The sequence below is a fragment of the Variovorax sp. Soil_C_17 genome (genome assembly GCF_057657265.1).
Window position 1 is genome coordinate 910,615 of sequence record NZ_JBDGIT010000003.1, and the last position, 24,547, is coordinate 935,161.

General features: G+C 67.1%; 19 protein-coding genes and 1 pseudogene. 7 read left to right on the forward strand and 13 right to left on the reverse strand.

The window, feature by feature from the left end:
• Positions 1-6: 6 nt before the first annotated feature.
• From hscB to uvrB, 6 genes are all read right to left on the reverse strand, one after another.
• Entirely contained in the window at positions 7-525 is a 519-nt protein-coding gene (gene hscB, locus AC3A6Y_RS19505) for a Fe-S protein assembly co-chaperone HscB (protein WP_487869853.1), read from the reverse strand.
• Positions 526-589: 64 nt separating this feature from the next.
• Entirely contained in the window at positions 590-913 is a 324-nt protein-coding gene (gene iscA, locus AC3A6Y_RS19510) for an iron-sulfur cluster assembly protein IscA (RefSeq protein WP_086923481.1), read from the reverse strand.
• 84 nt (positions 914-997) lie between these two features.
• The gene (gene iscU, locus AC3A6Y_RS19515; protein ID WP_487869854.1) at positions 998-1,411 is read right to left on the reverse strand and encodes a Fe-S cluster assembly scaffold IscU; all 414 of its coding nucleotides are present in this window, start codon (positions 1,409-1,411) and stop codon (positions 998-1,000) included.
• A 21-nt stretch (positions 1,412-1,432) separates the two neighbouring features.
• Entirely contained in the window at positions 1,433-2,653 is a 1,221-nt protein-coding gene (locus tag AC3A6Y_RS19520; RefSeq protein ID WP_487869855.1) for an IscS subfamily cysteine desulfurase, read from the reverse strand.
• Positions 2,654-2,725: 72 nt separating this feature from the next.
• Positions 2,726-3,262, reverse strand: a complete 537-nt coding sequence (iscR, locus tag AC3A6Y_RS19525; protein ID WP_086923478.1) for a Fe-S cluster assembly transcriptional regulator IscR — start codon at positions 3,260-3,262, stop codon at positions 2,726-2,728.
• A gap of 240 nt (positions 3,263-3,502) precedes the next feature.
• Entirely contained in the window at positions 3,503-5,614 is a 2,112-nt protein-coding gene (uvrB, locus tag AC3A6Y_RS19530; RefSeq protein WP_487869856.1) for an excinuclease ABC subunit UvrB, read from the reverse strand.
• 131 nt (positions 5,615-5,745) lie between these two features.
• Here uvrB and AC3A6Y_RS19535 point away from each other — a divergent pair, with 131 nt between their 5' ends.
• The 4 genes from AC3A6Y_RS19535 to AC3A6Y_RS19550 all read left to right on the forward strand — a co-directional run bounded on the left by AC3A6Y_RS19535 (position 5,746) and on the right by AC3A6Y_RS19550 (position 9,709).
• Positions 5,746-6,942 (forward strand): amino acid aminotransferase, encoded by a 1,197-nt coding sequence (locus AC3A6Y_RS19535; protein WP_487869857.1) that lies wholly within the window; start codon positions 5,746-5,748, stop codon positions 6,940-6,942.
• Between the two features lie 107 nt (positions 6,943-7,049).
• Entirely contained in the window at positions 7,050-8,438 is a 1,389-nt protein-coding gene (locus AC3A6Y_RS19540) for a polyhydroxyalkanoate depolymerase (RefSeq protein ID WP_487869858.1), read from the forward strand.
• A 15-nt stretch (positions 8,439-8,453) separates the two neighbouring features.
• Positions 8,454-9,077 (forward strand): RnfABCDGE type electron transport complex subunit B, encoded by a 624-nt coding sequence (locus AC3A6Y_RS19545; RefSeq protein WP_487869859.1) that lies wholly within the window; start codon positions 8,454-8,456, stop codon positions 9,075-9,077.
• Entirely contained in the window at positions 9,074-9,709 is a 636-nt protein-coding gene (locus AC3A6Y_RS19550) for a LysE family translocator (RefSeq protein ID WP_487869860.1), read from the forward strand. The genes AC3A6Y_RS19545 and AC3A6Y_RS19550 overlap by 4 nt, the downstream gene beginning before the upstream one ends.
• Positions 9,710-9,715: 6 nt before the next feature.
• Here the strand turns inward: AC3A6Y_RS19550 and AC3A6Y_RS19555 are convergent, their stop codons facing one another.
• The 4 genes from AC3A6Y_RS19555 to meaB all read right to left on the reverse strand — a co-directional run bounded on the left by AC3A6Y_RS19555 (position 9,716) and on the right by meaB (position 14,943).
• The gene (locus tag AC3A6Y_RS19555) at positions 9,716-10,204 is read right to left on the reverse strand and encodes a VOC family protein (protein WP_487869861.1); all 489 of its coding nucleotides are present in this window, start codon (positions 10,202-10,204) and stop codon (positions 9,716-9,718) included.
• A gap of 13 nt (positions 10,205-10,217) precedes the next feature.
• A complete protein-coding gene (locus AC3A6Y_RS19560; protein ID WP_487869862.1) occupies positions 10,218-12,266 on the reverse strand; it encodes an acetyl-CoA carboxylase biotin carboxylase subunit in 2,049 nt (682 codons plus the stop codon).
• Between the two features lie 135 nt (positions 12,267-12,401).
• A complete protein-coding gene (locus AC3A6Y_RS19565; protein WP_487869863.1) occupies positions 12,402-13,934 on the reverse strand; it encodes an acyl-CoA carboxylase subunit beta in 1,533 nt (510 codons plus the stop codon).
• Between the two features lie 40 nt (positions 13,935-13,974).
• Positions 13,975-14,943, reverse strand: a complete 969-nt coding sequence (gene meaB / locus AC3A6Y_RS19570; protein ID WP_487869970.1) for a methylmalonyl Co-A mutase-associated GTPase MeaB — start codon at positions 14,941-14,943, stop codon at positions 13,975-13,977.
• On the opposite strand from meaB, the gene AC3A6Y_RS19575 reads away from it, so the two are divergent.
• Entirely contained in the window at positions 14,848-15,162 is a 315-nt protein-coding gene (locus tag AC3A6Y_RS19575; RefSeq protein ID WP_487869974.1) for a hypothetical protein, read from the forward strand. The genes meaB and AC3A6Y_RS19575 overlap by 96 nt on opposite strands.
• 342 nt (positions 15,163-15,504) lie before the next feature.
• On the opposite strand, the pseudogene AC3A6Y_RS19580 reads toward AC3A6Y_RS19575, so the two are convergent.
• A pseudogene (locus AC3A6Y_RS19580) lies at positions 15,505-15,597 on the reverse strand (hypothetical protein); the annotation flags it as partial.
• A gap of 136 nt (positions 15,598-15,733) precedes the next feature.
• Complete coding sequence (scpA, locus tag AC3A6Y_RS19585; RefSeq protein ID WP_487869864.1) at positions 15,734-17,896, reverse strand: methylmalonyl-CoA mutase; 2,163 nt, start codon at positions 17,894-17,896, stop codon at positions 15,734-15,736.
• Between the two features lie 116 nt (positions 17,897-18,012).
• Between scpA and AC3A6Y_RS19590 the strand changes: the two genes are divergently transcribed.
• Positions 18,013-18,660, forward strand: coding sequence for a GntR family transcriptional regulator (locus AC3A6Y_RS19590; RefSeq protein WP_487869865.1), 648 nt, complete (start codon positions 18,013-18,015; stop codon positions 18,658-18,660).
• A gap of 108 nt (positions 18,661-18,768) precedes the next feature.
• Here the strand turns inward: AC3A6Y_RS19590 and dusA are convergent, their stop codons facing one another.
• Positions 18,769-19,752 (reverse strand): tRNA dihydrouridine(20/20a) synthase DusA, encoded by a 984-nt coding sequence (gene dusA / locus AC3A6Y_RS19595; protein WP_487869866.1) that lies wholly within the window; start codon positions 19,750-19,752, stop codon positions 18,769-18,771.
• A 375-nt stretch (positions 19,753-20,127) separates the two neighbouring features.
• On the opposite strand from dusA, the gene AC3A6Y_RS19600 reads away from it, so the two are divergent.
• Positions 20,128-24,477 carry a DEAD/DEAH box helicase gene (locus AC3A6Y_RS19600; protein ID WP_487869867.1) on the forward strand — a complete coding sequence of 1,450 codons (4,350 nt, stop codon included), beginning with the start codon at positions 20,128-20,130 and terminating at the stop codon, positions 24,475-24,477.
• The last annotated feature ends 70 nt before the right edge of the window (positions 24,478-24,547 follow it).

Sequence of the window (24,547 nt, forward strand, 5' to 3'; positions counted from 1 at the left end):
ATCTCGCTATTGTCCCAACGCTTCGGATTTGGCCTCGATGTCCTCGGCAAAGCGCTCGATGAACATGAGGGCTCTCACCTGCCTGGCGGCGCCGGCGTAGTCGCTCTTTTCGTCGATCAGCCGTTCGAGCGAAGACAGCGCGCGGGCACGCCCCGCCTCGACCTCCGCGCGCAACTTGCCGAAGGCGGCGGCATCCCGCGCTTCGTCGAGCTCTTCCCGCCATTCCATCTGCTGCATCAGGAAATCGGACGGCATCGCGGTGTTCTTCTCCGCGTCGATGGGATGGCCGTTCAGTGCGCACAGGTAGCTCGCGCGCTTGATCGGGTCCTTCAGCCGCTGGTACGCCTCGTTGATGCGCACCGACCACTGCATGGCCACCCGCTGCGCCGCGGCGCCCTGGGCCGCAAAGCGGTCGGGGTGCGCTTCGCGCTGCAGTTCCTTCCAGCGCGCATCGAGTGCGACGCGGTCTTGTGCAAAGCTCGCCGGCACGGCGAAGAGCTCGAAATCGGTGTCGTTCAGGTTCATGGCGTCAAAAAGCCGCCAGCCCACGACCGGGTGGTGGCGGCTTGGACGGGAAGCCGGTGAAAGGTCAGATGCGGAAGCTTTCGCCGCAGCCGCAGCGGTCCCGCTCGTTCGGGTTGTTGAATTTGAAACCCTCGTTCAGCCCCTCGCGAACGAAGTCCAGCTGCGTGCCGTCGATGTAGGCAAGGCTCTTCGGGTCGACCAGCACCTTTACACCGTGGTCCTCGAAGACCACGTCCTCGGGCGCCATCTCGTCCACGTACTCAAGCTTGTAAGCCAGGCCCGAGCAGCCGGTGGTCTTGACGCCCAGCCGCACACCCACCCCCTTGCCTCGCTTGCCGAGGTAGCGGGTGACGTGGCGCGCGGCCGCTTCGGTCAGGGTCACAGCCATGTCAGGGCCCGCCCGGCCGCCCGAAGGGCACTGAGTGCCCCCTCGGGGGGCAGCGATACAGGAAGTGATGAGCGTGGGGGCATATCAGTGAGCGGCTTCCGTCGTGGCCACGGCCGCGCCGTGCTTGGCCTTGTAATCGCTGACGGCCGCCTTGATCGCGTCTTCCGCAAGGATCGAGCAGTGGATCTTGACGGGGGGGAGCGCCAGTTCCTCGGCGATCTGCGCATTCTTCAGCGCAGCCGCCTCGTCGAGCGTCTTGCCCTTGACCCACTCGGTGACCAGCGAGGAGGAAGCGATTGCCGAGCCGCAGCCGTAGGTCTTGAAGCGCGCGTCCTCGATCACGCCCGTTTCCGGGTTGACCTTGATCTGCAGCTTCATGACATCGCCGCAGGCCGGCGCGCCGACCATGCCGGTGCCCACCGAGTCGTCGCCCTTCTCGAAGGAGCCGACGTTGCGGGGATTTTCATAGTGGTCGATGACCTTGGATGAATAAGCCATGGGGTACCTCTCAGTCTGTGTTCAATGCGCCGACCATTGGATCGTGCTGATGTCGATGCCGTCCTTGAACATCTCCCAAAGGGGGCTCAGTTCGCGGAGCTTGGCAACGTTGTGCCTGATGGTCGCGACCGCGTAGTCGATCTCTTCCTCGGTCGTGAAGCGGCCGATGGTCATGCGCAGGCTGCTGTGTGCGAGCTCGTCGCTGCGGCCGAGCGCGCGCAGTACATAGCTGGGCTCCAAGCTGGCCGAGGTGCAGGCCGAGCCGCTGGACACCGCGATGCCCTTGATGCCCATGATGAGCGACTCGCCCTCGACGTAGTTGAAGCTCATGTTCAGGTTGTGCGGGACGCGATGCTCGAGGTCGCCGTTGATGAAGACCTGTTCGACATCCTTGAGGCCCTCGAGCAGGCGCTGCTGCAGGGCGCGTGCCTTGGCGATGTCCTGCTTCATCTCGAGCCTCGCGATGCGAAAGGCCTCGCCCATGCCGACGATCTGGTGCGTGGGCAAGGTGCCGGAGCGCATGCCGCGCTCGTGGCCGCCGCCGTGCATCTGGGCTTCCAGCCGCACGCGCGGCTTGCGGCGCACGTACAGGGCGCCGATACCCTTGGGGCCGTAGGTCTTGTGCGAGGCCAGGCTCATGAGGTCGATCGGGAGCGTCTTGACGTCGATCTCGACCTTGCCGGTGGCCTGCGCCGCATCGACGTGGAAGACCACGCCCTTCTCGCGGCAGATGTTGCCGAGCGCCACGACGTCCTGGATCACGCCGATCTCGTTGTTCACGAACATCACGCTGGCGAGGATGGTGTCGGGCCGGATCGCAGCCTTGAAGGCCTCCAGGTCGAGCAGGCCGTTCTCCTGTACGTCCATGTAAGTCACCTCGAAGCCCTGGCGTTCGAGCTCGCGCATGGTGTCGAGCACCGCCTTGTGCTCGGTCTTGACCGTGATCAGGTGCTTGCCCTTGCCCTTGTAGAACTGGGCCGCGCCCTTGAGCGCCAGGTTGTTCGACTCGGTGGCGCCGGAGGTCCAGACGATCTCGCGCGGGTCGGCGCCGATCAGGTCGGCCACCTCCGTGCGCGCCTTCTCCACCGCCTCTTCCGCTTCCCAGCCCCAGGCATGGCTGCGAGACGCCGGATTGCCGAAATGCTCCCGCAACCAGGGAATCATCGCGTCGACCACGCGCGGGTCGACCGGCGTCGTGGCACCGTAGTCGAGATAGATCGGGAAATGGGGAGTGACATCCATGGCTGGCTCGGGCTGGCGTGGGGTTGACGTTCTCTGGGAATATTCGATGCGGCGCCAAAGGCGCCGCCGGGATCAGGACTTGGCGAAGGCGTTGCCGAGGGCGAACACCGAATTGGGCGCGTTGACCCGAATCGGCTTCACCACGGGCTGGCTGGAGATCGCCCGCTTCACAGCCGGCTTGTTCTCGATCTGCACGCCCTTGGCGATCTGGTCGTCCACCAGCTTCTGCAAGGTGACGGAATCCAGGAATTCGACCATGCGCTGGTTCAGCGAAGCCCACAGCTCGTGCGTCATGCAACGGCCGGCCTCGCCCAGGCAGTTTTCCTTGCCACCGCATTGCGTCGCGTCGATGGGCTCATCGACGGAAACAATGATGTCGGCCACGGTGATCTCCGATGCCTTGCGGCCCAGCGAATAACCGCCGCCGGGGCCGCGTGTCGATTCGACCAGCTCGTGGCGGCGAAGCTTGCCGAACAGCTGCTCGAGGTACGACAGGGAAATCTGCTGCCGCTGGCTGATTGCGGCCAGCGTGACCGGACCGGAGTTCTGGCGCAGGGCCAGATCGATCATGGCTGTGACCGCAAAACGGCCTTTGGTAGTGAGACGCATCGCAAGCTCCTTTGAGTGCTTACCGTTGAAAAGACACCTCGGCGTTGTGGGCTTTGGTGACGCCGTCTCCGCCCTTCCCGGCCCGCTTCCGCTGGTGATCCCATTGGTAGGAGCCGGTCCTTCATCGCGAAGTTCGTTTTTCCTGACTATTTCTGTCAAGTATAGCAGAAGGCCCTCCGGCCTGCTCGGGTAAACCCGATTGCAAGCCGAGAGGGCCGCCGGCGGTGCGCGATTCGCCGCTCAGAGAGGTGCGATGTTGTCCTTGCCCGGGGCGCCGAAGGCCTGCTCGCGCAGCTGCGCCAGCTGGTCGCGAACGCGGGCCGCCTTCTCGAACTCCAGGTTGCGTGCGTGCTCCAGCATGAGCTTTTCCAGCCGCTTGATCTCGCGCGCCATGTCTTTTTCGGACATGTCCTCGACCTTGGCCCGCTCGAGCTCGCGCTTGGCAGCTTCCTTGCCGCTCTTCTCGCTGTAGACGCCGTCGATCAGGTCACGCACCTGCTTGACGATGCTCCGCGGCGTGATCCCGTGAGCCTGGTTGTAGGCGATCTGCCGTGCCCGGCGCCGCTCCGTCTCGCCGATGGCCTTTTTCATCGACTCGGTCATGCGGTCGGCATAAAGGATGGCCTTGCCGTTCATGTTGCGGGCCGCGCGGCCGATAGTCTGAATCAGCGAGCGCTCGGCGCGCAGGAAGCCCTCCTTGTCGGCGTCGAGGATCGCGACCAGCGAGACCTCGGGAATGTCCAGGCCCTCCCGCAGCAGATTGATGCCGACCAGCACATCGAAGGCGCCCAGGCGCAGGTCACGCAGGATCTCCACCCGCTCGACGGTGTCGATGTCACTGTGCAGGTAGCGCACCTTGACGCCGTTGTCGCCCAGGTAGTCGGTCAGTTGCTCGGCCATGCGCTTGGTCAGCGTGGTGATCAGCACGCGTTCGTTCTTCTCGACGCGCAGGCGAATCTCCTGCAGCACATCGTCCACCTGGTGGGTTGCGGGGCGGACCTCGACTTCGGGGTCGATCAGCCCGGTCGGGCGCACCAGCTGCTCGACCACGTTGCCCGCATGATCCCGCTCGTACTGCGCCGGCGTGGCCGACACGAAGATGCATTGCCGCATGCGGGTCTCGAACTCTTCGAACTTGAGCGGACGGTTGTCCAGCGCCGACGGCAGGCGAAAGCCGTACTCGACCAGCGTGGTCTTGCGCGCGCGGTCGCCGTTGTACATGGCGCCGAGCTGGCCGATCATCTGATGACTCTCGTCGAGGAACATGATCGCGTCCTTCGGCAGATAGTCGGTCAGCGTGGCCGGCGGGTCGCCCGGCGCGGCGCCCGACAGGTGCCGCGTGTAGTTCTCGATGCCCTTGCAATGCCCGATCTCCGCCAGCATCTCGAGGTCGAAGCGGGTGCGCTGCTCGAGGCGCTGGGCCTCCACCAGCTTGCCATCGCCCACCAGTTCCTTGAGCCGCTGGTCAAGCTCGATCTTGATGGTCTCGACGGCGGTCAACACCTTGTCGCGCGGGGTGACGTAGTGGCTGGACGGATAAACCGTGAAGCGCGGGATCTTCTGCCGGATGCGCCCGGTCAGCGGGTCGAAGAGTTGCAGGGTCTCGATCTCGTCGTCGAACAGCTCGATGCGAATCGCGAGCTCGCTGTGTTCGGCCGGGAACACGTCGATGGTGTCCCCCCGCACACGGAAGGTACCGCGCGCGAAATCCTGCTCGTTGCGCGTGTACTGCATGCGGATCAGGCGCGAGATCACGTCGCGCTGGCCGATCTTGTCGCCCGTGCGCATGATGAAGCGCATCTGCGTGTAGTCCTCGGGCGTTCCGATGCCGTAGATTGCGCTCACGGTGGCGACGATCACCGTGTCGCGCCGCTCCAGCACGCTCTTGGTGGCCGACAGGCGCATCTGCTCGATATGCTCGTTGATCGAGCTGTCCTTCTCGATGAAAAGGTCGCGCTGCGGCACGTAGGCCTCGGGCTGGTAGTAGTCGTAGTAGCTCACGAAGTACTCGACCGCATTCTTCGGGAAGAACTCGCGGAATTCGCTGTAGAGCTGCGCCGCCAGCGTCTTGTTGGGGGCGAAGACGATCGCCGGCCGGCCCAGCCGGGCGATCACGTTGGCCATGGTGAAGGTCTTGCCGGAGCCGGTCACGCCCAGCAGGGTCTGGTAGACCTCGCCGTCGCGCAGGCCCTCGACCAGGCCCTCGATCGCGCCGGGCTGGTCGCCGGCCGGCGGATAGGGCTGGTAGAGCTCGAAGGGCGAGTCCGGAAAGTGGATGAATTCGCCCTGCTTGACGGGGCCTACGGGTTCGGCTCCTGGCCGATCCGGAATGACTTCGGTGATTTCAGGCATGGCGTCCAGGGGCAGGTGCGGCTCGGCCGGTAAAATTCAAGCGAACTCGTGAGGCTAACCGACCCGCGAGCCATGGCGCAAACCCGGATGCAGCCGGGGGCGAAACGCATCACCCCAAAGGACTTTTCTCCATGTCAATGTTCACCGCCGTCGAGATGGCGCCGCGCGACCCGATCCTGGGCCTCAACGAGCAGTTCGCCGCCGACAGCAACCCCAACAAGGTCAACCTCGGCGTCGGCGTCTACTACGACGACAACGGCAAGCTCCCCCTCCTGCGCTGCGTGCAGGCGGTCGAAGAAGACATGATCAAGGCGCCCAAGGCGCGCGGCTATCTCCCCATCGACGGCATTGCGGCTTATGACGAAGCCGTGAAGGGCCTGGTCTTCGGCGCCGCCAGCGAGCCCGTGAAGTCCGGCCGCGTCGCGACCATCCAGGGCATCGGCGGCACCGGCGGCCTCAAGGTCGGCGCCGACTTCCTCAAGAAGCTCAATCCGAAGGCCAAGGTGCTGATCAGCAACCCGAGCTGGGAAAACCACCGCGCCCTGTTCACCAACGCCGGCTTCGTCGTCGAGGAATACCCCTATTACGATGCCGCCAAGCGCGGCATCGACTTCGACGGCATGCTGAGCGCGCTGAACGCCGCTCCCGCCGGCACCATCGTCGTGCTGCACGCCTGCTGCCACAACCCCACGGGCTACGACATCCGCGCCGACCAGTGGGACCAGGTGGTCGCAGCCGTCAAGGACAAGCAGCTGGTCGCCTTCCTCGACATGGCCTACCAGGGTTTCGGCTACGGCATCCAGGAAGACGGCGCCGCCATCGGCAAGTTCGTCGCCGCCGGCCTGAGCTTCTTCGTCTCGACCTCCTTCTCCAAGAGCTTCAGCCTTTACGGCGAACGCGTCGGCGCTCTTTCGGTGCTGTGCGAGGACAAGGAGGAAGCCGCCCGCGTGCTGAGCCAGCTCAAAATTGCGATCCGCACCAACTACAGCAACCCGCCGACGCACGGCGGCGCCGTGGTCGCGACCGTTCTGGGCACGCCCGAGCTGCGCACGCTGTGGGAGAAGGAACTCGGCGAGATGCGCGACCGCATCAAGCTGATGCGCCACAAGCTGGTCGACGGCCTGGCCGCCGCCGGCGTGAAGCAGGACATGCACTTCATTACCGATCAGATCGGCATGTTCAGCTATTCCGGCCTGAGCAAGGACCAGATGGTGCGCCTGCGCCAGGAGTTCGGCGTTTACGGCACCGACACCGGCCGCATGTGCGTGGCCGCCCTCAACAGCAAGAACATCGACTACGTCTGCCAGAGCATCGCGAAGGTGCTTTGACCCGCTGACATGGAGGCGGCGGCGTTCATTCAATTTGAGCGTTTCGCCTACATTCAACCCGACGCTGCTGATATATTGCATCGCAACAACACCACCCGCGGAATCCGATGCTTTATCAACTCTACGAAGCGCAGCGCTCCCTGATGGAGCCCTTTGCCGATTTCGCGCAAGCTGCTTCCAAGCTCTATGGCCAGGGCGGCGTCTTCGGCCGGACCCCGTTGGCGCAGCGCATGGCGGCCGGCTATGACCTGCTCTACCGGCTCGGCAAGGATTACGAGAAGCCCGAGTTCGATATCAAGACGGTGAGCGTCGACAACGACGACGTGGTCATCCAGGAGGTCGTCGAGATCGACAAGCCCTTCTGCCAACTGCGCCGCTTCAAGCGTTTCACCGACGACCCGCGCACCCTGCAGACCCTCAAGGCCCAGCCGGTGGTTCTGCTCGTGGCGCCCCTGTCGGGCCACTACGCCACGCTGCTGCGCGACACGGTGCGCACCATGCTGCAGGACCACAAGGTCTACATCACCGACTGGGTCAACGCCCGCCTCGTGCCGCTGTCCGAAGGCGAATTCCGCCTCGACGACTACGCCAACTACATCCAGGAATTCATCCGCCATCTGCAGGCCGAGTACGGCAACTGCCACGTGATCAGCGTCTGCCAGCCCACCGTGCCGGTGCTGGCGGCCGTGTCGCTGATGGCCAGCCGCGGCGAGAAGGTGCCGCTGTCGCTGACCATGATGGGCGGGCCCATCGACGCCCGCCGATCGCCCACCGCCGTCAACAACCTGGCCATGAACAAGAGCTACGAGTGGTTCGAGAACAACGTGATCTACCGCGTTCCGCAGGGCTTCCCGGGCGTTGGCCGGCGCGTCTACCCGGGCTTCCTGCAACACACCGGCTTCGTCGCGATGAACCCGGACCGCCATGCGAGCAGCCACTACGATTATTTCAAGGACCTGATCAAGGGCGACGATGCCAGCGCCGAGGCGCACCGCAAGTTTTATGACGAGTACAACGCCGTGCTCGACATGGATGCCGACTACTACCTGGACACCATCCGCACCGTGTTCCAGGACTTCGACCTCGTCAACGGCACCTGGAAAGTGAAGAGCCCCGACGGCACGCTGGAGCTGGTTCGCCCGCAGGACATCCATTCGACCGGCGTGCTCACCGTCGAGGGCGAACTGGACGACATCTCCGGCGCCGGCCAGACGCGTGCCGCCCACGAGCTGTGCACCGGCGTCCCGGCGGCCCACCAGCGGCACTACGAGGTCAAGGGTGCCGGTCACTACGGGATCTTCAGCGGGCGCCGCTGGCGCGAGAAGGTGTATCCCGAGGTGAAGGCCTTCATCGCCGCGCACGACAAGCCGCAGAAGCGCGCAGGCCGGCCCACCGTGACGGCGGAGGACACGATCAAGGCCGCCGCCGCCACCAAGACGACCGCCGTCGCGCGCAGATCCGCGCCTGCGCGCCGCAAGCGCGGCGCCTCGCGCTAAAGCGAGGGTTCTTTCGTGAACGCGCTGGCCGGGCGCATCCTCGACGCACTGCCGCAAACGCAGTGCACGCGCTGCGGCTATCCCGATTGCGCGGGTTACGCGCAGGCAGTCGCCGCCGGTGATGCCGGCATCCACCAATGCCCGCCGGGCGGCGCCGAGGGCGTGGCGCGACTGTCGCGACTCACCGGCCAACCGGCGGGGGCGATCGACCCGCAGTTCGGCACCGAGGGCCCGCGTGCGATGGCGGTGATCGACGAGGCCTGGTGCATCGGCTGCACGCTGTGCCTCGATGCCTGTCCGACCGACGCGATCCTGGGCATCCACAAGCGCATGCACACCGTGATCGAGGCCCACTGCACCGGCTGCGAGCTCTGCATCCCGGTTTGCCCGGTCGACTGCATCTCGCTCGAAGTGGCCACCCCGGGAAAAAGCGGCTGGCAGGCCTGGTCACAAGCGCAGGCCGACGCGGCGCGCAGCCGCTACGAGGCGCATCGCCGCCGCCACGACAGGGACGAGCCGGCCGCGCCCGAGCCGCCCGAGGCGGCCGCGCCCGATCGCAAGCGCGCTATCGTCGAAGCGGCGCTGGCGCGCGCGCGTGCTGCCGCCGCGTCGCACAACGATCCCAAGGTACGCCCATGACCCTCGACACCCTGCTGCTCTTCACGATCGCCTCGGTCGCCCTGGCGATCACCCCGGGCCCCACCATGCTGCTGGCCATGTCCAACGGCATCGCCGGCGGCATGCGGGCCGCGGTCTGGGGCATTGCGGGCGCTTCACTGGGGGCCGCCGTCCTGATCGCGGTGGTGGCGCTGGGGCTGGGCTCCCTGCTCGCGGCTTCGGAAGGGCTCTTCAACGCCATCCGCGTGGCGGGCGTCGCCTACCTGGTCTGGCTCGGAGTCAAGATGTGGCGCAACCAGCCGGTCGACATCCACGCGGCGCTTGCCGCATCGCCGGCCGACGTCCTCCGCGGCCGCACCGCTTTCCTGCGCAGCCTGACGGTGGCACTGTCCAACCCGAAGACCCTGCTCTTCTTCGCGGCCTTCCTGCCGCAGTTCGTCGTCACCACGAGCCCGCAGGTTCAACAGTACGTGGTGCTGGGCACCATCTTCATCGGCATCGACACCTGCGTCATGCTCGGCTACGCCGCCGCCGGCACGCAGGCCGTGCGCTGGCTTTCGCGGCGCAGCCTGCGCATGGTCAACCGCGGCTGCGCTGCGGGCATGTGGCTTCTGGCCGCAACCCTGGCCGTCTGGCGCCGCCCCGGCGCCTGAAAGCCCTCACCCCGCGGCCAGCGCCGCAAAGGCCTTCACCACGTCCGGCGGCGCCTGCACCAGCTCGATCAGCACCCCTTCGCCGGCAATCGGGAACTCCTCGTTGCCCTTGGGATGCAGGAAGCAGATGTCGAAGCCGGCCGCGCCCGTGCGGATGCCGCCCGGCGCGAAACGCACCCCCTGCGCCGTGAGCCAGCCGACTGCGGCGGGCAGGTCGTCGATCCACAGCCCCACGTGATTGAGCGGCGTGGCGTGCACGGCCGGCTTCTTGTCCGCATCCAACGGCTGCATCAGGTCGACCTCGACCTTGAAGGGGCCGCTGCCGAGCGCGCAGATGTCCTCGTCGACGTTCTCGCGTTCGCTGCTGAAGGTACCTGTCACCTCGAGGCCCAGCATGTCGACCCACAGCTTGCGAAGCCGGGTCTTGTCCGGCCCGCCAATCGCGATCTGCTGGATGCCGAGCACCTTGAAGGGGCGCTGTTGCGGCGTGTTCATGCGGCGGTTTCCTTCAGGCAAATTCCATGATGACCTGATCCACCGCGAGCGACTCGCCCTTGGCAGCCGAGATGTTGCCCACCACGCCGTCCTGCGTGGCAAAGAGCACGTTCTCCATCTTCATCGCCTCGATCACGGCGAGTTTCTCGCCGGCCTGCACCTGCTGGCCAGGCTGCACCGAGATCTCGACCAGCAGCCCCGGCATCGGCGACATCAGGTACTTGCTGAGATCCGGCGGCGCCTTGTACGGCATGAGCTTGAGCAGCCGCGAGCCCCGCGGCGACAGCACCATCGCTTCGATCTGCTTGCCGTTGTGCGCGATGCGCAGCGCCAGGGGCTTCTTGTCGCCGCCGCGCTCGACCTGGGCAACGAAGCTGCGGCCGTTGACGCGGCCCTCGACCCGCGCGCTGCCCAGCGGCGCCTGGCTCTCGATCTTGTAGGTATTGGCGCCCACCGTCACGGCACTCGAACCCATGGGGCCTTGGTAGTCGGTGACCGTCACCGGCTGGTGCACGTGCTGCCCGTTCGCGTCGAGCACGACCACCACGAACTGCTCGCCCACCTTCACGCCGTGCCCTTCCAGCTGCCCGCTGATGCCCGAGGCTCGCGCGCGGTAGCGCCGATGCATGTAGGCCGCCAGCGCGACCAGGAAGTCGGGATCGTCGTGCGGCACGTCCTCCGCATGGAAGCCCTTGCCGTAGTGCTCGGCGATGAAGCCGGTGTTGAAAGCCCCGCTCACGAAACTGGGGTGCGCCAGCAGCGCGGCCTGGAACGGGATGTTGCTGCTGATGCCGCGGATCACGAAGCCGTTGAGCGCCTCTCGCATCATGGCGATGGCATGCGCGCGGTCGCGCCCATGCACGATCAGCTTGGCGATCATCGAGTCGTAGAACATCGGGATCTCGCCGCCGTCGTAGACGCCGGTGTCCACCCGCACGCCGAAGAGATGCTCCGTATCGGCCGAGAACATCGTCTCCTTCGGCGGCTGGAACCGAACCAGTCGTCCCGTCGAAGGCAGGAAGCTGCGGAAGGGATCTTCCGCATTGATACGGCACTCGATGGCCCAGCCATCGCGCTTCACATCCTTCTGCGCGAGCGGCAGCTTCTCGCCGGCGGCGACGCGGATCATGAGCTCGACCAGGTCCAGTCCCGTGATCGCCTCCGTGACCGGGTGCTCCACCTGCAGCCGCGTGTTCATCTCCAGAAAGTAGAAGCTCTGGTCCTTGCCGACCACGAACTCCACGGTGCCTGCGCTCTGGTAGTCGACCGCCTTGGCGAGCGCCACGGCCTGCTCGCCCATGGCCTTGCGCGTGGCTTCGCTGATGAAGGGCGAGGGCGCCTCCTCGATCACCTTCTGATGGCGGCGCTGGATCGAGCATTCGCGCTCGTTGAGGTAGACCACGTTGCCGTGTGCGTCGCCCAGCACCTGGATTTCGATGTGGCGCGGCTCCTCGACGAACTTCTCGATGAACACGCGGTCGTCGCCGAAGCTGTTGCGGGCCTCGTTGCGGCAGGAGGTGAAGCCGTCGAAGGCGTCCTTGTCGTTGTAGGCCACCCGCAGACCCTTGCCGCCGCCGCCGGCCGAGGCCTTGATCATCACGGGGTAGCCCACGTCGCGCGCGATCTCGACCGCCCGCTCGGCGGTCTCGATGGCATCGTTCCAGCCCGGAATGGTGTTGACCTTGGCTTCGTTGGCCAGCTTCTTCGAGGCGATCTTGTCGCCCATGGCCGCGATCGAATAGTGCCTGGGGCCAATGAAGACGATGCCTTCCTCCTCGACCTTTTTCGCGAAACCCTCGTTCTCGGACAGGAAGCCGTAACCCGGGTGAACCGCCTCGGCGCCGGTCGCCTTGCAGGCCGCGATGATGCGATCGGCCTTCAGATAGCTCTCGCGGCTGGGCGAAGCGCCGATGTGGACGGCCTCGTCGGCCAGCTCGACGTGGCGGGCATCCTTGTCGGCGTCGGAATACACGGCGACCGTTTTGATGCCCATCTTCTTCGCCGTCTTGATGACGCGGCAGGCGATTTCTCCGCGGTTGGCAATCAGGATCTTCTTAAACATAGTCACCTCGCGGAGAAATCGCCTTCGCGTGCTTCGCACGCATGCAATTTGGCTTTGCCGAGACAGCCGCTGCGCGGCTGTTTTCTCCGCGGTTGGCGATCAGGATTTTCTTGGGCATGTTGTCGACTCCCCTCCTCAAAGCGGAATGTTCCCGTGCTTGCGCCACGGGTTGTCCAGTTTCTTCCCGCTCAGCATTACCAGGCTGCGGCAGATGCGCTTGCGCGTTTCGCTGGGCAGGATCACGTCGTCGATGTAGCCGCGCGTGCCGGCGACATAGGGATTGGCGAAGCGGGCCTTGTACTCGGCCTCGCGCGCCGCCAGCTTCTCGGGGTCGTTCTTGTCCTCGCGGAAGATGATCTCCACTGCGCCCTTGGCGCCCATCACCGCGATCTCGGCGCGCGGCCAGGCCAGGTTGACGTCGCCGCGCAGGTGCTTGGAGGCCATCACGTCGTAGGCGCCGCCATAGGCCTTGCGCGTGATCACCGTGATCTTCGGCACAGTGCACTCGGCGTAGGCGTACAGCAGCTTGGCGCCGTGCTTGATGATGCCGCCGTACTCCTGGCTCGTGCCGGGCATGAAGCCGGGCACGTCGACGAAGGTGACGACCGGGATGTTGAAGGCATCGCAGAAGCGCACGAAGCGCGCCGCCTTGATCGAGGACTTGATGTCCAGGCAGCCCGCCAGCACCAGCGGCTGGTTGGCGACGATGCCCACGCTCTGCCCATCGAAGCGGGCAAAGCCGATCACGATGTTCTTCGCGTAGTCCGGCTGCAGTTCGAAGAACTCGCCGTCGTCGACGACCTTCGCGATCGCCTCCTTGATGTCATAAGGCTTGTTCGGGTTGTCGGGGACCAGCGTGTCGAGCGAGAGGTCGGCACGGTCGGCCGGATCACCGCTGGGCCGCACGGGCGCCTTCTCGCGGTTGTTGAGCGGCAGGTAGTTGTAGAGGCGGCGCAGCATCATCAGCGCCTCCACGTCGTTCTCGAAGGCCATGTCGGCTACGCCGCTCTTGGTGGTGTGCGTGGTGGCGCCGCCCAGTTCCTCGGCCGTCACGTCCTCGTGCGTCACCGTCTTCACCACTTCGGGGCCGGTGACGAACATGTAGGAGCTGTCGCGCACCATGAAGATGAAGTCGGTCATGGCCGGCGAGTAGACGGCGCCGCCGGCACAGGGCCCCATGATCATGCTGATCTGCGGCACCACGCCGGAGGCCATCACGTTGCGCTGGAACACCTCGGCATAGCCGCCGAGCGAGGCCACGCCTTCCTGGATGCGCGCACCGCCGGAATCGTTGAGGCCGATGACGGGCGCACCCACCTTCATCGCCTGGTCCATCACCTTGCAGATCTTCTCGGCATGGGCTTCGCTGAGCGCGCCGCCGAAAACGGTGAAGTCCTGGCTGAAGACGAACACGAGGCGGCCGTTGATCATGCCGTAGCCGGTCACCACGCCGTCCCCCGGGATCTTCGTGTCGGCCATGCCGAAGTCGCTGGATCGGTGCTCGACGAACATGTCCCATTCTTCGAAGGTGTTGTCGTCGAGCAGGAGCTCGATGCGCTCGCGCGCCGTCAGCTTGCCCTTGGCGTGCTGCGCATCGATGCGCTTCTGGCCGCCGCCCAGCCGCGCCTGGGCGCGCCGATTTTCGAGCTGTTCGAGGATCTCTTTCATGGGTCCTGTTCCGGAAGTTGTGAGGGTGTTCTTTAAAGCGCTAGGGGTGTCCGGCCTGCGCGGAGAGCAGGTTGCGTGCCGCCGTCGAAGCCGGCAGCGTACCGGCCGCGACCTGGGCCAGGGCCTGCGGCAGCAGTTCGCGCACTTTTGGATGTTGGCGGAACGCCTGCTTGAGGCCCGCGTCGATGCGCTCCCACATCCACGCGAGCGCCTGTTTCTCCCGGCGCGCAGCAAGCTTGCCGCTGGCGGTTTGAATGGCTTTGAATTGCATGACGGCCTCCCAGAAGGCGTCGACGCCGGTGCCCTGCAGGGCGCTGGACTGCATCACTCGGGGCTGCCACTGGCGCTGTGCCGCTTCGGCGCCGTGCACTGCATGCGCATGCACCGGATTGCCGTGGTGGCCGAAGAGCCGCAGCGCCGAGGTGATCTGGGCCTGCGCGCGCGTCGCGGCATCGGGGTCGATATCGGCCTTGTTGATGACGACCAGGTCGGCCAGCTCCATGACGCCCTTCTTGATCGCCTGCAGGTCGTCGCCTGCATTGGGCAGTTGCAGCAGCACGAACATGTCGGTCATGCCCGAGACCGCGGTCTCGCTCTGGCCGACGCCCACCGTCTCGACGATCACGATGTCGTAGCCGGCGGCCTCGCACACCAGCATGGCCTCGCGCGTCTTCTCGGCCACGCCTCCCAGCGTGCCGCTCGAGGGGCTGGGGCGGATGTAGGCACGCTCGTGGACCGAGAGCTTCTCCATGCGCGTCTTGTCGCCGAGGATGGAGCCGCCGGAGACGGTCGACGAAGGGTCGATGGTGAGCACCGCCACCCGGTGGCCGCGGTCGATCAGGTACAGGCCCAGCGTCTCGATGAAGGTGGACTTGCCGACGCCGGGCACGCCCGAGATGCCGAGGCGAAACGATTGGCCGGTGTGCGGCAGCAGTGCCGTGAGCAGCTCATCGGCCTGCGCTCGATGGTCGGCCCGCGTGGATTCGAGCAGCGTGATGGCCTTGGCGATGACGCGGCGCTGGGATTGAAATTGGGACCGAGAGAGGGACTGGGGCTGGGACTGCGATGGGGATTGGGATTGGGATTGGGATTGGGATTGGGATTGGGATTGGGATTGGGATTGGGATTGGGATTGGGATTGGGATTGGGGTTGGGATTGGGGTTGGGATTGGGGTTGGGATTGGTACTGTGGGCTGCTGCCCAGGATGCCGGCAACCCATTCTCTTGAGGAACTCGCGCTCTTCCCTGTCCGTTCGGGCTGAGCTTGTCGAAGCTGCTCCGGCCCTTCGACAAGCTCAGGGCGAACGGCATTAGGAGCGCGAACGGCGTCAGGAGCGCCCTTGGAGCCATGAGCGCCATCGGACCCATAAGAGCCAACGGAACCATCGGAGCGCGTGGGAATGCTCGAACGAACACCTGAGCCAGCGTGGTCGCGGCCCTCCGAAACAACCGGCGCGCCGGATCGCGCAAGCTGCCTGATGGCATCCCAATCGCCGCGGATCAATGCTTCCTTCTTGGCTCGCGACCAACCCTTGACCTGCTGCTCGAATGCGATCGCGCTCTCTCGTGTTTCGAACTCGCCTTGCCACACGAGCTCGACCGGCTTGCGCGTCGATGTGTATCCGATCCGCCCGTCGCTGTGCTGCTGCATGCGATGAGCCATGTCGTCAGTCTGGCCCGCGTAGTAGGAACCGTCCGAGCAGCGCAGCAGGTAGGCGTAAAAGGGTTTCACTTGAGCACGAAAGGGGAAGGCTTCGACAAGCTCAGGGAGAAGGAACGGGGATGAAGCTCAGGCCACATCAGGCTGCGACCGCCGCACGAATCTGTTCAAGCACATCCTTCGCGCTGGCCGGAATCGGCGTGCCCGGCCCGTAGATGCCCTTGACCCCGGCTTCGTACAGGAACTCGTAGTCCTGCCGCGGAATCACGCCGCCGACGAAAACGATGATGTCGTCCGCGCCCTGCTTCTTCAGCTCCTCGATGATGGCCGGCACCAGCGTCTTGTGGCCTGCCGCCAGGGTGCTGACGCCGACGGCATGCACGTCGTTCTCGATCGCCTGGCGCGCGCATTCCTCGGGGGTCTGGAACAGCGGGCCCATGTCGACGTCGAAGCCCAGGTCGGCGAACGCGGTGGCAACCACCTTCGCGCCGCGGTCGTGCCCGTCCTGTCCCAGCTTGGAAATCATCACGCGAGGGCGGCGGCCCTGCTCCTCGGCAAATGCGGCGATCTCGCTCTGCAGCGCCTCCCAGCCCTCGGCCGAGTCGTAGGCGGCGGCGTAGACGCCGGTCACCTTCTGCGTGTCGGCGCGATGGCGGCCGTAGATCTTTTCCAGTGCGTCGCTGATCTCGCCCACCGTCGCGCGCAGCCGGACCGCCTCGACGCTCAGTGCCAGCAAGTTGCCTTCGCCGCTTTCGGCGGCGGCTGTCAGCGCATCGAGCGCGGCCTGCACCTTGGCGCCATCGCGCTTCTCGCGCACCGACTTGAGCCGCGCGATCTGGCTGTCGCGCACCTTGACGTTGTCGATCTGCAGGATGTCGTGCGTGTCTTCGTCCTGCAGCTTGTACTTGTTGACGCCCACGATCACGTCCCGCCCCGAATCGATGCGCGCCTGCTTGTCGGCGGCTGCCGCCTCGATCTTGAGCTTGGCCCAGCCGCTGTCCACCGCCCTGGTCATGCCGCCCATGGCCTCGACCTCCTCGATGATGGTCCAGGCCGCATCCGCCATGTCCTGCGTGAGCTTCTCCATCATGTAGCTCCCGGCCCAGGGATCGATCACGTTCGTGATGTGGGTCTCTTCCTGGATGATGAGCTGCGTGTTGCGCGCGATCCGCGCGCTGAACTCGGTGGGCAGGGCGATCGCCTCGTCCAGCGCGTTGGTGTGCAGGCTCTGCGTGCCGCCGAAGACCGCAGCCATGGCCTCGATGGTGGTGCGCACCACGTTGTTGTACGGGTCCTGCTCGGTCAGGCTCCAGCCGGAGGTCTGGCAGTGGGTGCGCAGCATCAGGCTCTTGGGGTTCTTGGGGTTGAACTCCTTCATGATCCGGCACCACAGCAGGCGCGCCGCGCGCATCTTGGCGACCTCCAGGTAGAAGTTCATGCCGATGGCCCAGAAGAAGCTCAGCCGCCCGGCGAAGCCATCGACGTCCAGCCCCTTCGCCAGCGCCGTCTTCACGTACTCCTTGCCGTCCGCCAGCGTGAAAGCCAGCTCGAGCGCCTGGTTGGCGCCGGCTTCCTGCATGTGGTAGCCGCTGATGGAGATCGAATTGAACTTCGGCATCTTCTCCGCGGTGTACGCAATGATGTCGCCGATGATCCGCATCGAAGGCTCGGGCGGAAAGATGTAGGTGTTGCGGACCATGAACTCCTTGAGGATGTCGTTCTGGATGGTCCCCGAGAGCTGGTCTTGCGCCACGCCCTGTTCCTCGGCCGCGACGATGTAGCCGGCGAGCACCGGCAGCACCGCGCCGTTCATCGTCATGGAGACGCTGACCTTGTCCAGCGGAATCTGGTCGAACAGGATCTTCATGTCTTCCACGCTGTCGATGGCGACGCCGGCCTTGCCGACATCGCCGGTCACGCGCGGATGGTCGCTGTCGTAGCCGCGGTGCGTGGCCAGGTCGAAGGCCACGCTCACGCCCTGCCCGCCGGCGGCCAGCGCCTTGCGGTAGAACGCGTTCGATTCCTCGGCGGTGGAGAAGCCCGCGTACTGCCGGATCGTCCACGGGCGCACTGCGTACATCGTGGCCTGCGGGCCGCGCAGGTAGGGCTCGAAGCCGGGCAGCGTGTCGGTGTACTTCAGGCCCTTGAGGTCGGCCGCGGTGTAGAGCGGCTTGACCGCGATGCCGTCGGGCGTGATCCAGTTCAGCGCCTGCAGGTCGCCGCCGGGGGCGGACTTGGCCGCAGCCTGGGTCCAGGCTTCGAGGGTCGCGGTTTGGAAGGTCGGTTCGGGTTTGCTGCTCATGGCGCCGGCTCGTGCGAGTGGAGGGAGTGTCCGCGCAGGCGCGTGACAGTTCAATGCGAGTCTAACCCATCTGTAATTATTAATTCAAATACTTTGGCTTGAGGTACATTTCGGGCATGTCCGCCCTCACCCTCACCCCGCGCGCCCTCTACGAAGAGGTGGCGGAGCTGCTGCGCCAGCGCATCTTCAACCGCGAGCTCGAGCCCGGCAGCTGGATCGACGAGCTCAAGCTGGCGGAGGAATACGGCATCAGCCGCACGCCGCTGCGCGAAGCGCTCAAGGTCCTGGCGGCCGAAGGCCTGGTGACCATGAAGGTGCGGCGCGGCGCCTACGTGACGGAGGTTTCGGAGAAGGACCTGGCGGACGTCTACCACCTGCTGAGCCTGCTCGAGAGCGACGCGGTCGCCGTGGTGGCCGAACGGGCCTCCGACGCCCAGCGGGCCGAGCTCGAAGCCCTGCACGCCGAGCTCGAAGCCGCCGCCGCGCCGGGCAAGGTGGACCGTGCGCATTTTTTCGCCGTCAACGAGCGCTTCCACATGCGCATCCTGGCGATGGCCGACAACCGCTGGCGCGACCAGATGGTGGCCGACCTGCGCAAGGTGATGAAGCTCAATCGGCACAACTCGCTGCTCAAGGCCGGCCGCATCGCCGAGTCGCTGGCGGAGCACGCCGCGATCATGGCCGCGATCAAGGCGCGAGACGCAGCCGCTGCCATGGCACGCATGCAGGAGCACTTCCGCAGCGGCCTGGAGGCGGCGAACTGATCATGGCCGTGCAGGGCGCCGCGGATCGGTGATCAGCGGGTCCGGTTTGTCGCGCCCGCCACCCGTCGACACGCGCCCGAGGCGCGGCTGATGGCGGCCTGAGCCCGGTCAGGCGGACAGCGCCGCCGGCTCGTGCGCGAGCGCCATCACCTCGTGCGGTGGCAGCGTCTTGAGCCTGTGATCGCTCCAGACCTGGCGCCAGCGGCGCGCGCCCGCCAGCCCGTTGCGCAGCCCCAGCATGTGGCGCGCGATGTTCGACCACGGCGTGCCGTGCTCGGCGGCCTCGCGGGCCATGTAGTCGCACATCCTGCGCTCGACTTCCTCGCGCGTCAGCGTCGAGGGCGCCTGCCGGTAGAAGACCTCGTCCCATTGCGTCAGCCACCATGGGTTGTGGTACGCCTCGCGTCCGATCATCACGCCGTCCAGCAGCCGCAGATGTGCCTGCATCTGGGCGTTGTCGCTGAAGCCGCCGTTGATCGAAATGTCGAGCTCGGGAAAATCGTGCTTGAGCCGATGCACCAGCTCGTAGCGCAGCGGCGGCACCTCCCGGTTCTGCTTGGGCGACAGGCCCTTCAGCCAGGCATTGCGCGCGTGGACGATGAAGCCACCGCACCCGGCCTCGCTCACCTTGCCGACGAAGTCACGCACGAACTCGTAGGACTCGCTCTTGTCGATGCCGATGCGATGCTTGACCGTGACCGGCACGCTCACCACGTCGACCATGGCCTTCACGCAGTCGGCCACCAGCTGCGGCTCGTTCATCAGGCAGGCACCGAAGGCGCCGCGCTGCACGCGCTCGCTGGGGCAGCCGCAGTTGAGGTTGATCTCGTCGTAGCCCCAATCCACTCCCAGCTTCGCGCAATGGGCCAGCTCGGCGACCTCGCTGCCCCCCAACTGAAGAGCGACCGGATGCTCCTCGGCGGCAAAGCGCAGGTGGCGCGGCACGTCGCCGTGGATCAGCGCGCCCGTGGTCACCATCTCGGTGTAGAGCAGGGCGCGGCGGGTCAGCAGCCGGTGAAAGTAGCGGCAGTGGCGGTCCGTCCAATCCATCATGGGCGCGACCGAGATGATCTTTTCTTTGTCGTTCAGCAAACCAGCGTCACCGTCGTGCTTTGGCAGCCCCGTAGTTTCTCACGCAGGTCGAGGGACAAAAAAAAGAGCTCGCCGAAGCGAGCTCAATGATTGCCTTTGCAGCAATCCCCCAGAGAAACCATGGACGTAGTTTGCGCCGATTTCGCCGGGAAGCGCGTGAAGAAATAGACGGAACGCTGACCAGAAGCTGATGCTTTGTCACAGCGGTGCCAGATCGCGTGTTTTTTGCGCGGCAGCGGGCAAGACCCATGCTCGCGCTGGTGGTCGAGATCCGCGCCGCAGACCCGATTTCTCAGGAATCGCAGACTTCGCCGCAGCCGCGTAACATGCTTCGGCAGCGGCCGCGGTGCGGCCGCCCTCACCTGCTCTCAGCCCGTGCCTCTCGCCGATTTCCACCCTGCCGTCAGCGGCTGGTTCAGCCGCAGCTTTCCCGCTCCCACCGAGGCGCAGAAAGCCGCCTGGCCGCCCATCCGTGCCGGGCGCCACACGCTGGTCGCGGCTCCGACCGGATCGGGCAAGACCCTGACCGCTTTCCTTGCCGCGCTCGACGGGCTGGTGCGCCAGGGCCTGGCACCCGGCGGCCTGCCCGACGAGACCACGGTGGTGTACGTCTCGCCGCTCAAGGCGCTGTCCAACGACATCCGCCTGAACCTCGAGGCGCCGCTGGCGGGCATCCGTGCCGAGCTGGCGATGCTGGGCTTGCCGGACGTGCACATCCGCAGCGCCGTGCGCACCGGCGACACCCCCTCCAGGGACCGCCAGCAGAACCTGCGCCAGCCGCCGCACATCCTCGTGACCACGCCCGAGTCGCTCTACGTGCTGCTCGGCTCGGCCTCGGGCCGGGGCATGCTGTCGACGGTGCGCACGGTGATCGTCGACGAGATCCATGCCATCGCCGCCGGCAAGCGCGGCAGCCACCTCTCGCTCTCGCTGGAGCGCTTGCAGTCGCTGTGCGGCCGGCCGCTCACGCGCATCGGCCTGTCGGCCACGCAGAAGCCCGTCGAAGAGGTCGCGCGCTTCCTCGTGGGCGCGGGGCACGTGCATGGCGGCGTGGCCGACTGCGAGATCGTCGACATCGGCTATGCCAAGGAACGCGACCTCGCCCTCGAGCTGCCGCCGCAGCCGCTGGGCGCGGTGATGACCCACGAGCAATGGGACCAGGTCTATGCGCGCGTGGCCGAGCTGGTGCTGCTGCATCGCACCACGCTGGTCTTCGTCAACACGCGCCGCATGGCCGAGCGCGCCGCGCGTCACCTCGGCGAGCGCCTCGGCAAGGACGCGGTGGCCGCGCACCACGGCAGCCTCGCGAAGGAGGCGCGCCTCGATGCCGAGCAGCGCCTCAAGCGCGGCGAGCTGCAGGTGCTGGTGGCGACCGCCTCGCTGGAGCTGGGCCTGGACATCGGCGACGTCGACCTGGTGTGCCAGCTGGGCTCGCCGCGCTCCATCGCCACCTTTCTGCAGCGCGCCGGGCGCTCGGGCCATGCGGTGGGCGGCACGCCCAAGGCGCGCCTCTTCCCGCAGTCGCGCGACGAGCTGGTCGAATGCGCGGCCCTGCTGGACTGCATCCGCCGCGGCGAGCTCGATGCCCTGCGCGTGCCGGCCGCCCCGCTGGACGTGCTCGCGCAGCAGATCGTGGCCGAAACCGCCTGCCGCGAGTGGGACGAGGACGCGCTGTTCGCCCTCGTGCGCCGCGCCTGGCCCTACGCGCATCTCGCACGCGAGCGGTACGACGCCATCGTGCGCATGCTGGTCGAGGGCTTCGCCACCCGCAACGGTCCGCGCGCCGGCTATGTGCACAAGGACGCGGTGCACCACCGCCTGCGCGAGCGCCGCGGCGCCCGCCTCACGGCCCTGACCTCCGGCGGCACCATCCCCGAGACCGGCGACTACAGCGTGGTTCTGGAGCCGCAAGCCCACCAGATCGGCACGGTGAACGAGGACTTCGCGGTCGAAAGCCTGGCCGGCGACGTGTTCCAGCTGGGCAACACCAGCTACCGCATCCTGCGCATCGAGCCCGGCCGCGTGCGCGTGGAGGACGCGCAGGGCGCCGCGCCCAACATCCCCTTCTGGCTGGGCGAGGCGCCGGGGCGCAGCGAGGAGCTGTCCTTCGGCGTTTCGCGGCTGCGCGAGGCGCTCGGCGAACGCATGGCCGCGCACGGCGCCGACGAGGCAGTGCGCTGGCTGCAGGCGGCCATCGCGCTGTCCGAAGACGCCGCGCGCCAGCTGGTCGACCACCTCGCGCGCACGCTCGCCGTGCTGGGTGTGCTGCCGAGCCAGCGCCACATCGTCATCGAGCGATTCTTCGACGAATCGGGCGGCATGCAGCTGGTCATCCATTCGCCCTTCGGCAGCCGGCTCAACCGGGCCTGGGGCCTGGCGCTGCGCAAGCGCTTCTGCCGCAAGTTCAACTTCGAGCTCCAGGCCGCGGCGACCGAGGACGCGATCGTGCTGTCGCTGTCGACCAGCCACAGCTTCGCGCTCGACGAGGTTGCGCGCTACCTGCATTCGGCCACCGCACAGGGCGTGCTGGTGCAGGCTCTGCTGGACGCGCCGCTCTTCGGCGTGCGCTGGCGCTGGAACGCGACCACCGCGCTGGCGCTGCCGCGCTTCGTCGGCGGCCGCAAGGTGCCGCCACAGCTGCAGCGCATGAAGTCCGAGGACCTGCTGGCCAGCGTCTTCCCGGACCAGGTGGCCTGCGCCGAGAACCTGGCCGGCGAGCGCGAGATCCCGGACCATCCGCTGGTCGCGCAGACGCTGGACGACTGCCTGCACGAGGCGATGGACGCCGAAGGCTGGCTGCGCCTGCTGCGCCGCATGGAGGCGGGCGAAGTGCAGGTGACGACGCGCGACCTGCCCGCGCCCTCGCCGCTCGCGGCCGAGGTGCTGAACGCGCGGCCCTATGCCTTCCTCGACGACGCGCCGCTGGAAGAGCGGCGCACGCAGGCCGTGCAGAGCCGGCGCTACACCGATCCGGAAAGCGCGGACGACCTGGGCCGCCTCGACGCGGAGGCGATCGAGAGCGTGCGGGAAGAAGCCTGGCCCCGCCCTCGCCACGCGGACGAGATGCACGAAGCGCTGAACGGCCTGGCCGCCATCACCGACGAAGAGGTCGCACGCGATGCGGGCTGGAAGCCCTGGCTCGCAGCGCTGGCCGACGCCGGCCGCGCGGCCCGCCTCCTGCCGGCGGACGGCACGGGCGCGGGCCTGTGGGTGGCGGCCGAACGCTTGTCGCTTGCCCGTGTGCTCTACCCCGCTGCCATCCTCCAGCCCGCCATCGAGCCGCCCGCGGAATACGCGCAAGGCCCGTCGACGCGCGACGAGGCGCTGCGCGAGCTGTTGCAGTCGCGGCTGGGCGGGCTGGGGCCGGTGTCCACGCGCGTGCTCGCGCAACAGCTGCAACTGCCCGGATCGGAGCTGGAAGCCGCGCTGCTCGGCCTGCAAGGCGAAGGGCTGCTGTTGCAGGGCCGCTTCACGCCCGGTGCCGCGGAACCCGAATGGTGCGAGCGCCATCTGCTGGCCCGCATCCACCGCTACACGCTCAAGCGCCTGCGGCGCGAGATCGAGCCGGTGGAGCCGCGCGACTTCGCGCGCTTCCTCTTCGAATGGCAGCACGTGAGCGCCGCCTCCAAGGTCAGCGGCCCCGACGCGCTGGCCGGCGTGCTGGCGCAGCTGGAAGGCTACGAGGCGCCGGCCGCGCTGTGGGAAGCCGAGCTGCTGCCGGCCCGTGTCAACGACTACGCGAGCGCCTGGCTCGACGACCTCTGCACTGCGGGCCGCGTGATGTGGACGCGCCTGCGCCCGAACGCGCCCGAGAGCCGGACCGGCCGCGCCGGCAGCTCGCTGCGTGCCACCCCGATCCTGCTGCTGCCGCGCCGCAGCGCCGCGCTGTGGACCCAGCTCGCGCCGGTGCCGGCCGACGATGCGACGCTCGGCTCTCGTGCGCAGCGCGTGGCGGCCTGGCTGGGCGAGCATGGCGCCTCCTTCTTCGACGAGATCGCGGACGGCGCCCGCCTGCTGGGCACCGAGCTCGAGGACGCGCTGTCCGAGCTGGTGGCGCGCGGCCGCGTGCGCTGCGACAGCTATGCGGGACTGCGGGCTCTGCTCGTACCCGCGTCGAAGCGCTCGCCCTCCCACGCGTCCCATCGGCGCCGGCGCGGCGCCCTGTTCGGCATCGAGGACGCCGGGCGCTGGGCGCTGGCGCGGCCGCCCTCGGCGGGCAGCGAGAACGCCGCATCAGGTGGCATCGAGCAGGTCGCGCGCGTGCTGCTGCGGCGCTATGGCGTGATGTGCTGGCACCTGATCGAGCGCGAGGCCGCGTGGCTGCCGCCCTGGCGCGAGCTGGTGCGCACCTACCGGCGGCTGGAGGCCCGCGGCGAGATCCGCGGCGGCCGCTTCATCGCCGGTCTGTCGGGCGAACAGTTCGCGCTGCCGGAAGCCATCGGCCTCATGCGCAACGTGCGCCGCCAACCACCGGATGCAAACCTGGTCTGCCTCTCGGCTGCCGATCCCGCCAACCTGCTGGGCAGCGTGCTGCCGGGCAGCCGGGTGCCGCGCGTGCCGGGCTCGCGCGTGCTCTACCAGGGCGGCGTGCCGATCGGGACCAGCATCGCCGGCGAGATCCAGCTCCTCGCGCAGCTCGACGCGGCATTGGAGAAGGAAGCGCGCAAGGCGCTGACGCTCGATCCGGCTTGGCGCTCGATGCCGGTCGCTACGGCCGTGGGCTGAGGAAGCGCGCTGCGGATCGGCGCCATGAAAACCGACAGCGGCCACGCTCAGCGGTTTGCGGCCCGCTCCT

Coding starts and splice junctions, on each gene's coding strand:
- AC3A6Y_RS19520 (WP_487869855.1), bottom strand. CDS start 2,653: ATGGATGTCACTCCCCATTTCCCGATCTATCTCGACTACGGTGCCACG.
- AC3A6Y_RS19550 (WP_487869860.1), top strand. CDS start 9,074: ATGACCCTCGACACCCTGCTGCTCTTCACGATCGCCTCGGTCGCCCTG.
- scpA (WP_487869864.1), bottom strand. CDS start 17,896: ATGAGCAGCAAACCCGAACCGACCTTCCAAACCGCGACCCTCGAAGCC.
- uvrB (WP_487869856.1), bottom strand. CDS start 5,614: ATGCCTGAAATCACCGAAGTCATTCCGGATCGGCCAGGAGCCGAACCC.
- iscR (WP_086923478.1), bottom strand. CDS start 3,262: ATGCGTCTCACTACCAAAGGCCGTTTTGCGGTCACAGCCATGATCGAT.
- AC3A6Y_RS19535 (WP_487869857.1), top strand. CDS start 5,746: ATGTCAATGTTCACCGCCGTCGAGATGGCGCCGCGCGACCCGATCCTG.
- AC3A6Y_RS19540 (WP_487869858.1), top strand. CDS start 7,050: ATGCTTTATCAACTCTACGAAGCGCAGCGCTCCCTGATGGAGCCCTTT.
- hscB (WP_487869853.1), bottom strand. CDS start 525: ATGAACCTGAACGACACCGATTTCGAGCTCTTCGCCGTGCCGGCGAGC.
- iscU (WP_487869854.1), bottom strand. CDS start 1,411: ATGGCTTATTCATCCAAGGTCATCGACCACTATGAAAATCCCCGCAAC.
- AC3A6Y_RS19555 (WP_487869861.1), bottom strand. CDS start 10,204: ATGAACACGCCGCAACAGCGCCCCTTCAAGGTGCTCGGCATCCAGCAG.
- iscA (WP_086923481.1), bottom strand. CDS start 913: ATGGCTGTGACCCTGACCGAAGCGGCCGCGCGCCACGTCACCCGCTAC.
- AC3A6Y_RS19590 (WP_487869865.1), top strand. CDS start 18,013: ATGTCCGCCCTCACCCTCACCCCGCGCGCCCTCTACGAAGAGGTGGCG.
- AC3A6Y_RS19560 (WP_487869862.1), bottom strand. CDS start 12,266: ATGTTTAAGAAGATCCTGATTGCCAACCGCGGAGAAATCGCCTGCCGC.
- AC3A6Y_RS19565 (WP_487869863.1), bottom strand. CDS start 13,934: ATGAAAGAGATCCTCGAACAGCTCGAAAATCGGCGCGCCCAGGCGCGG.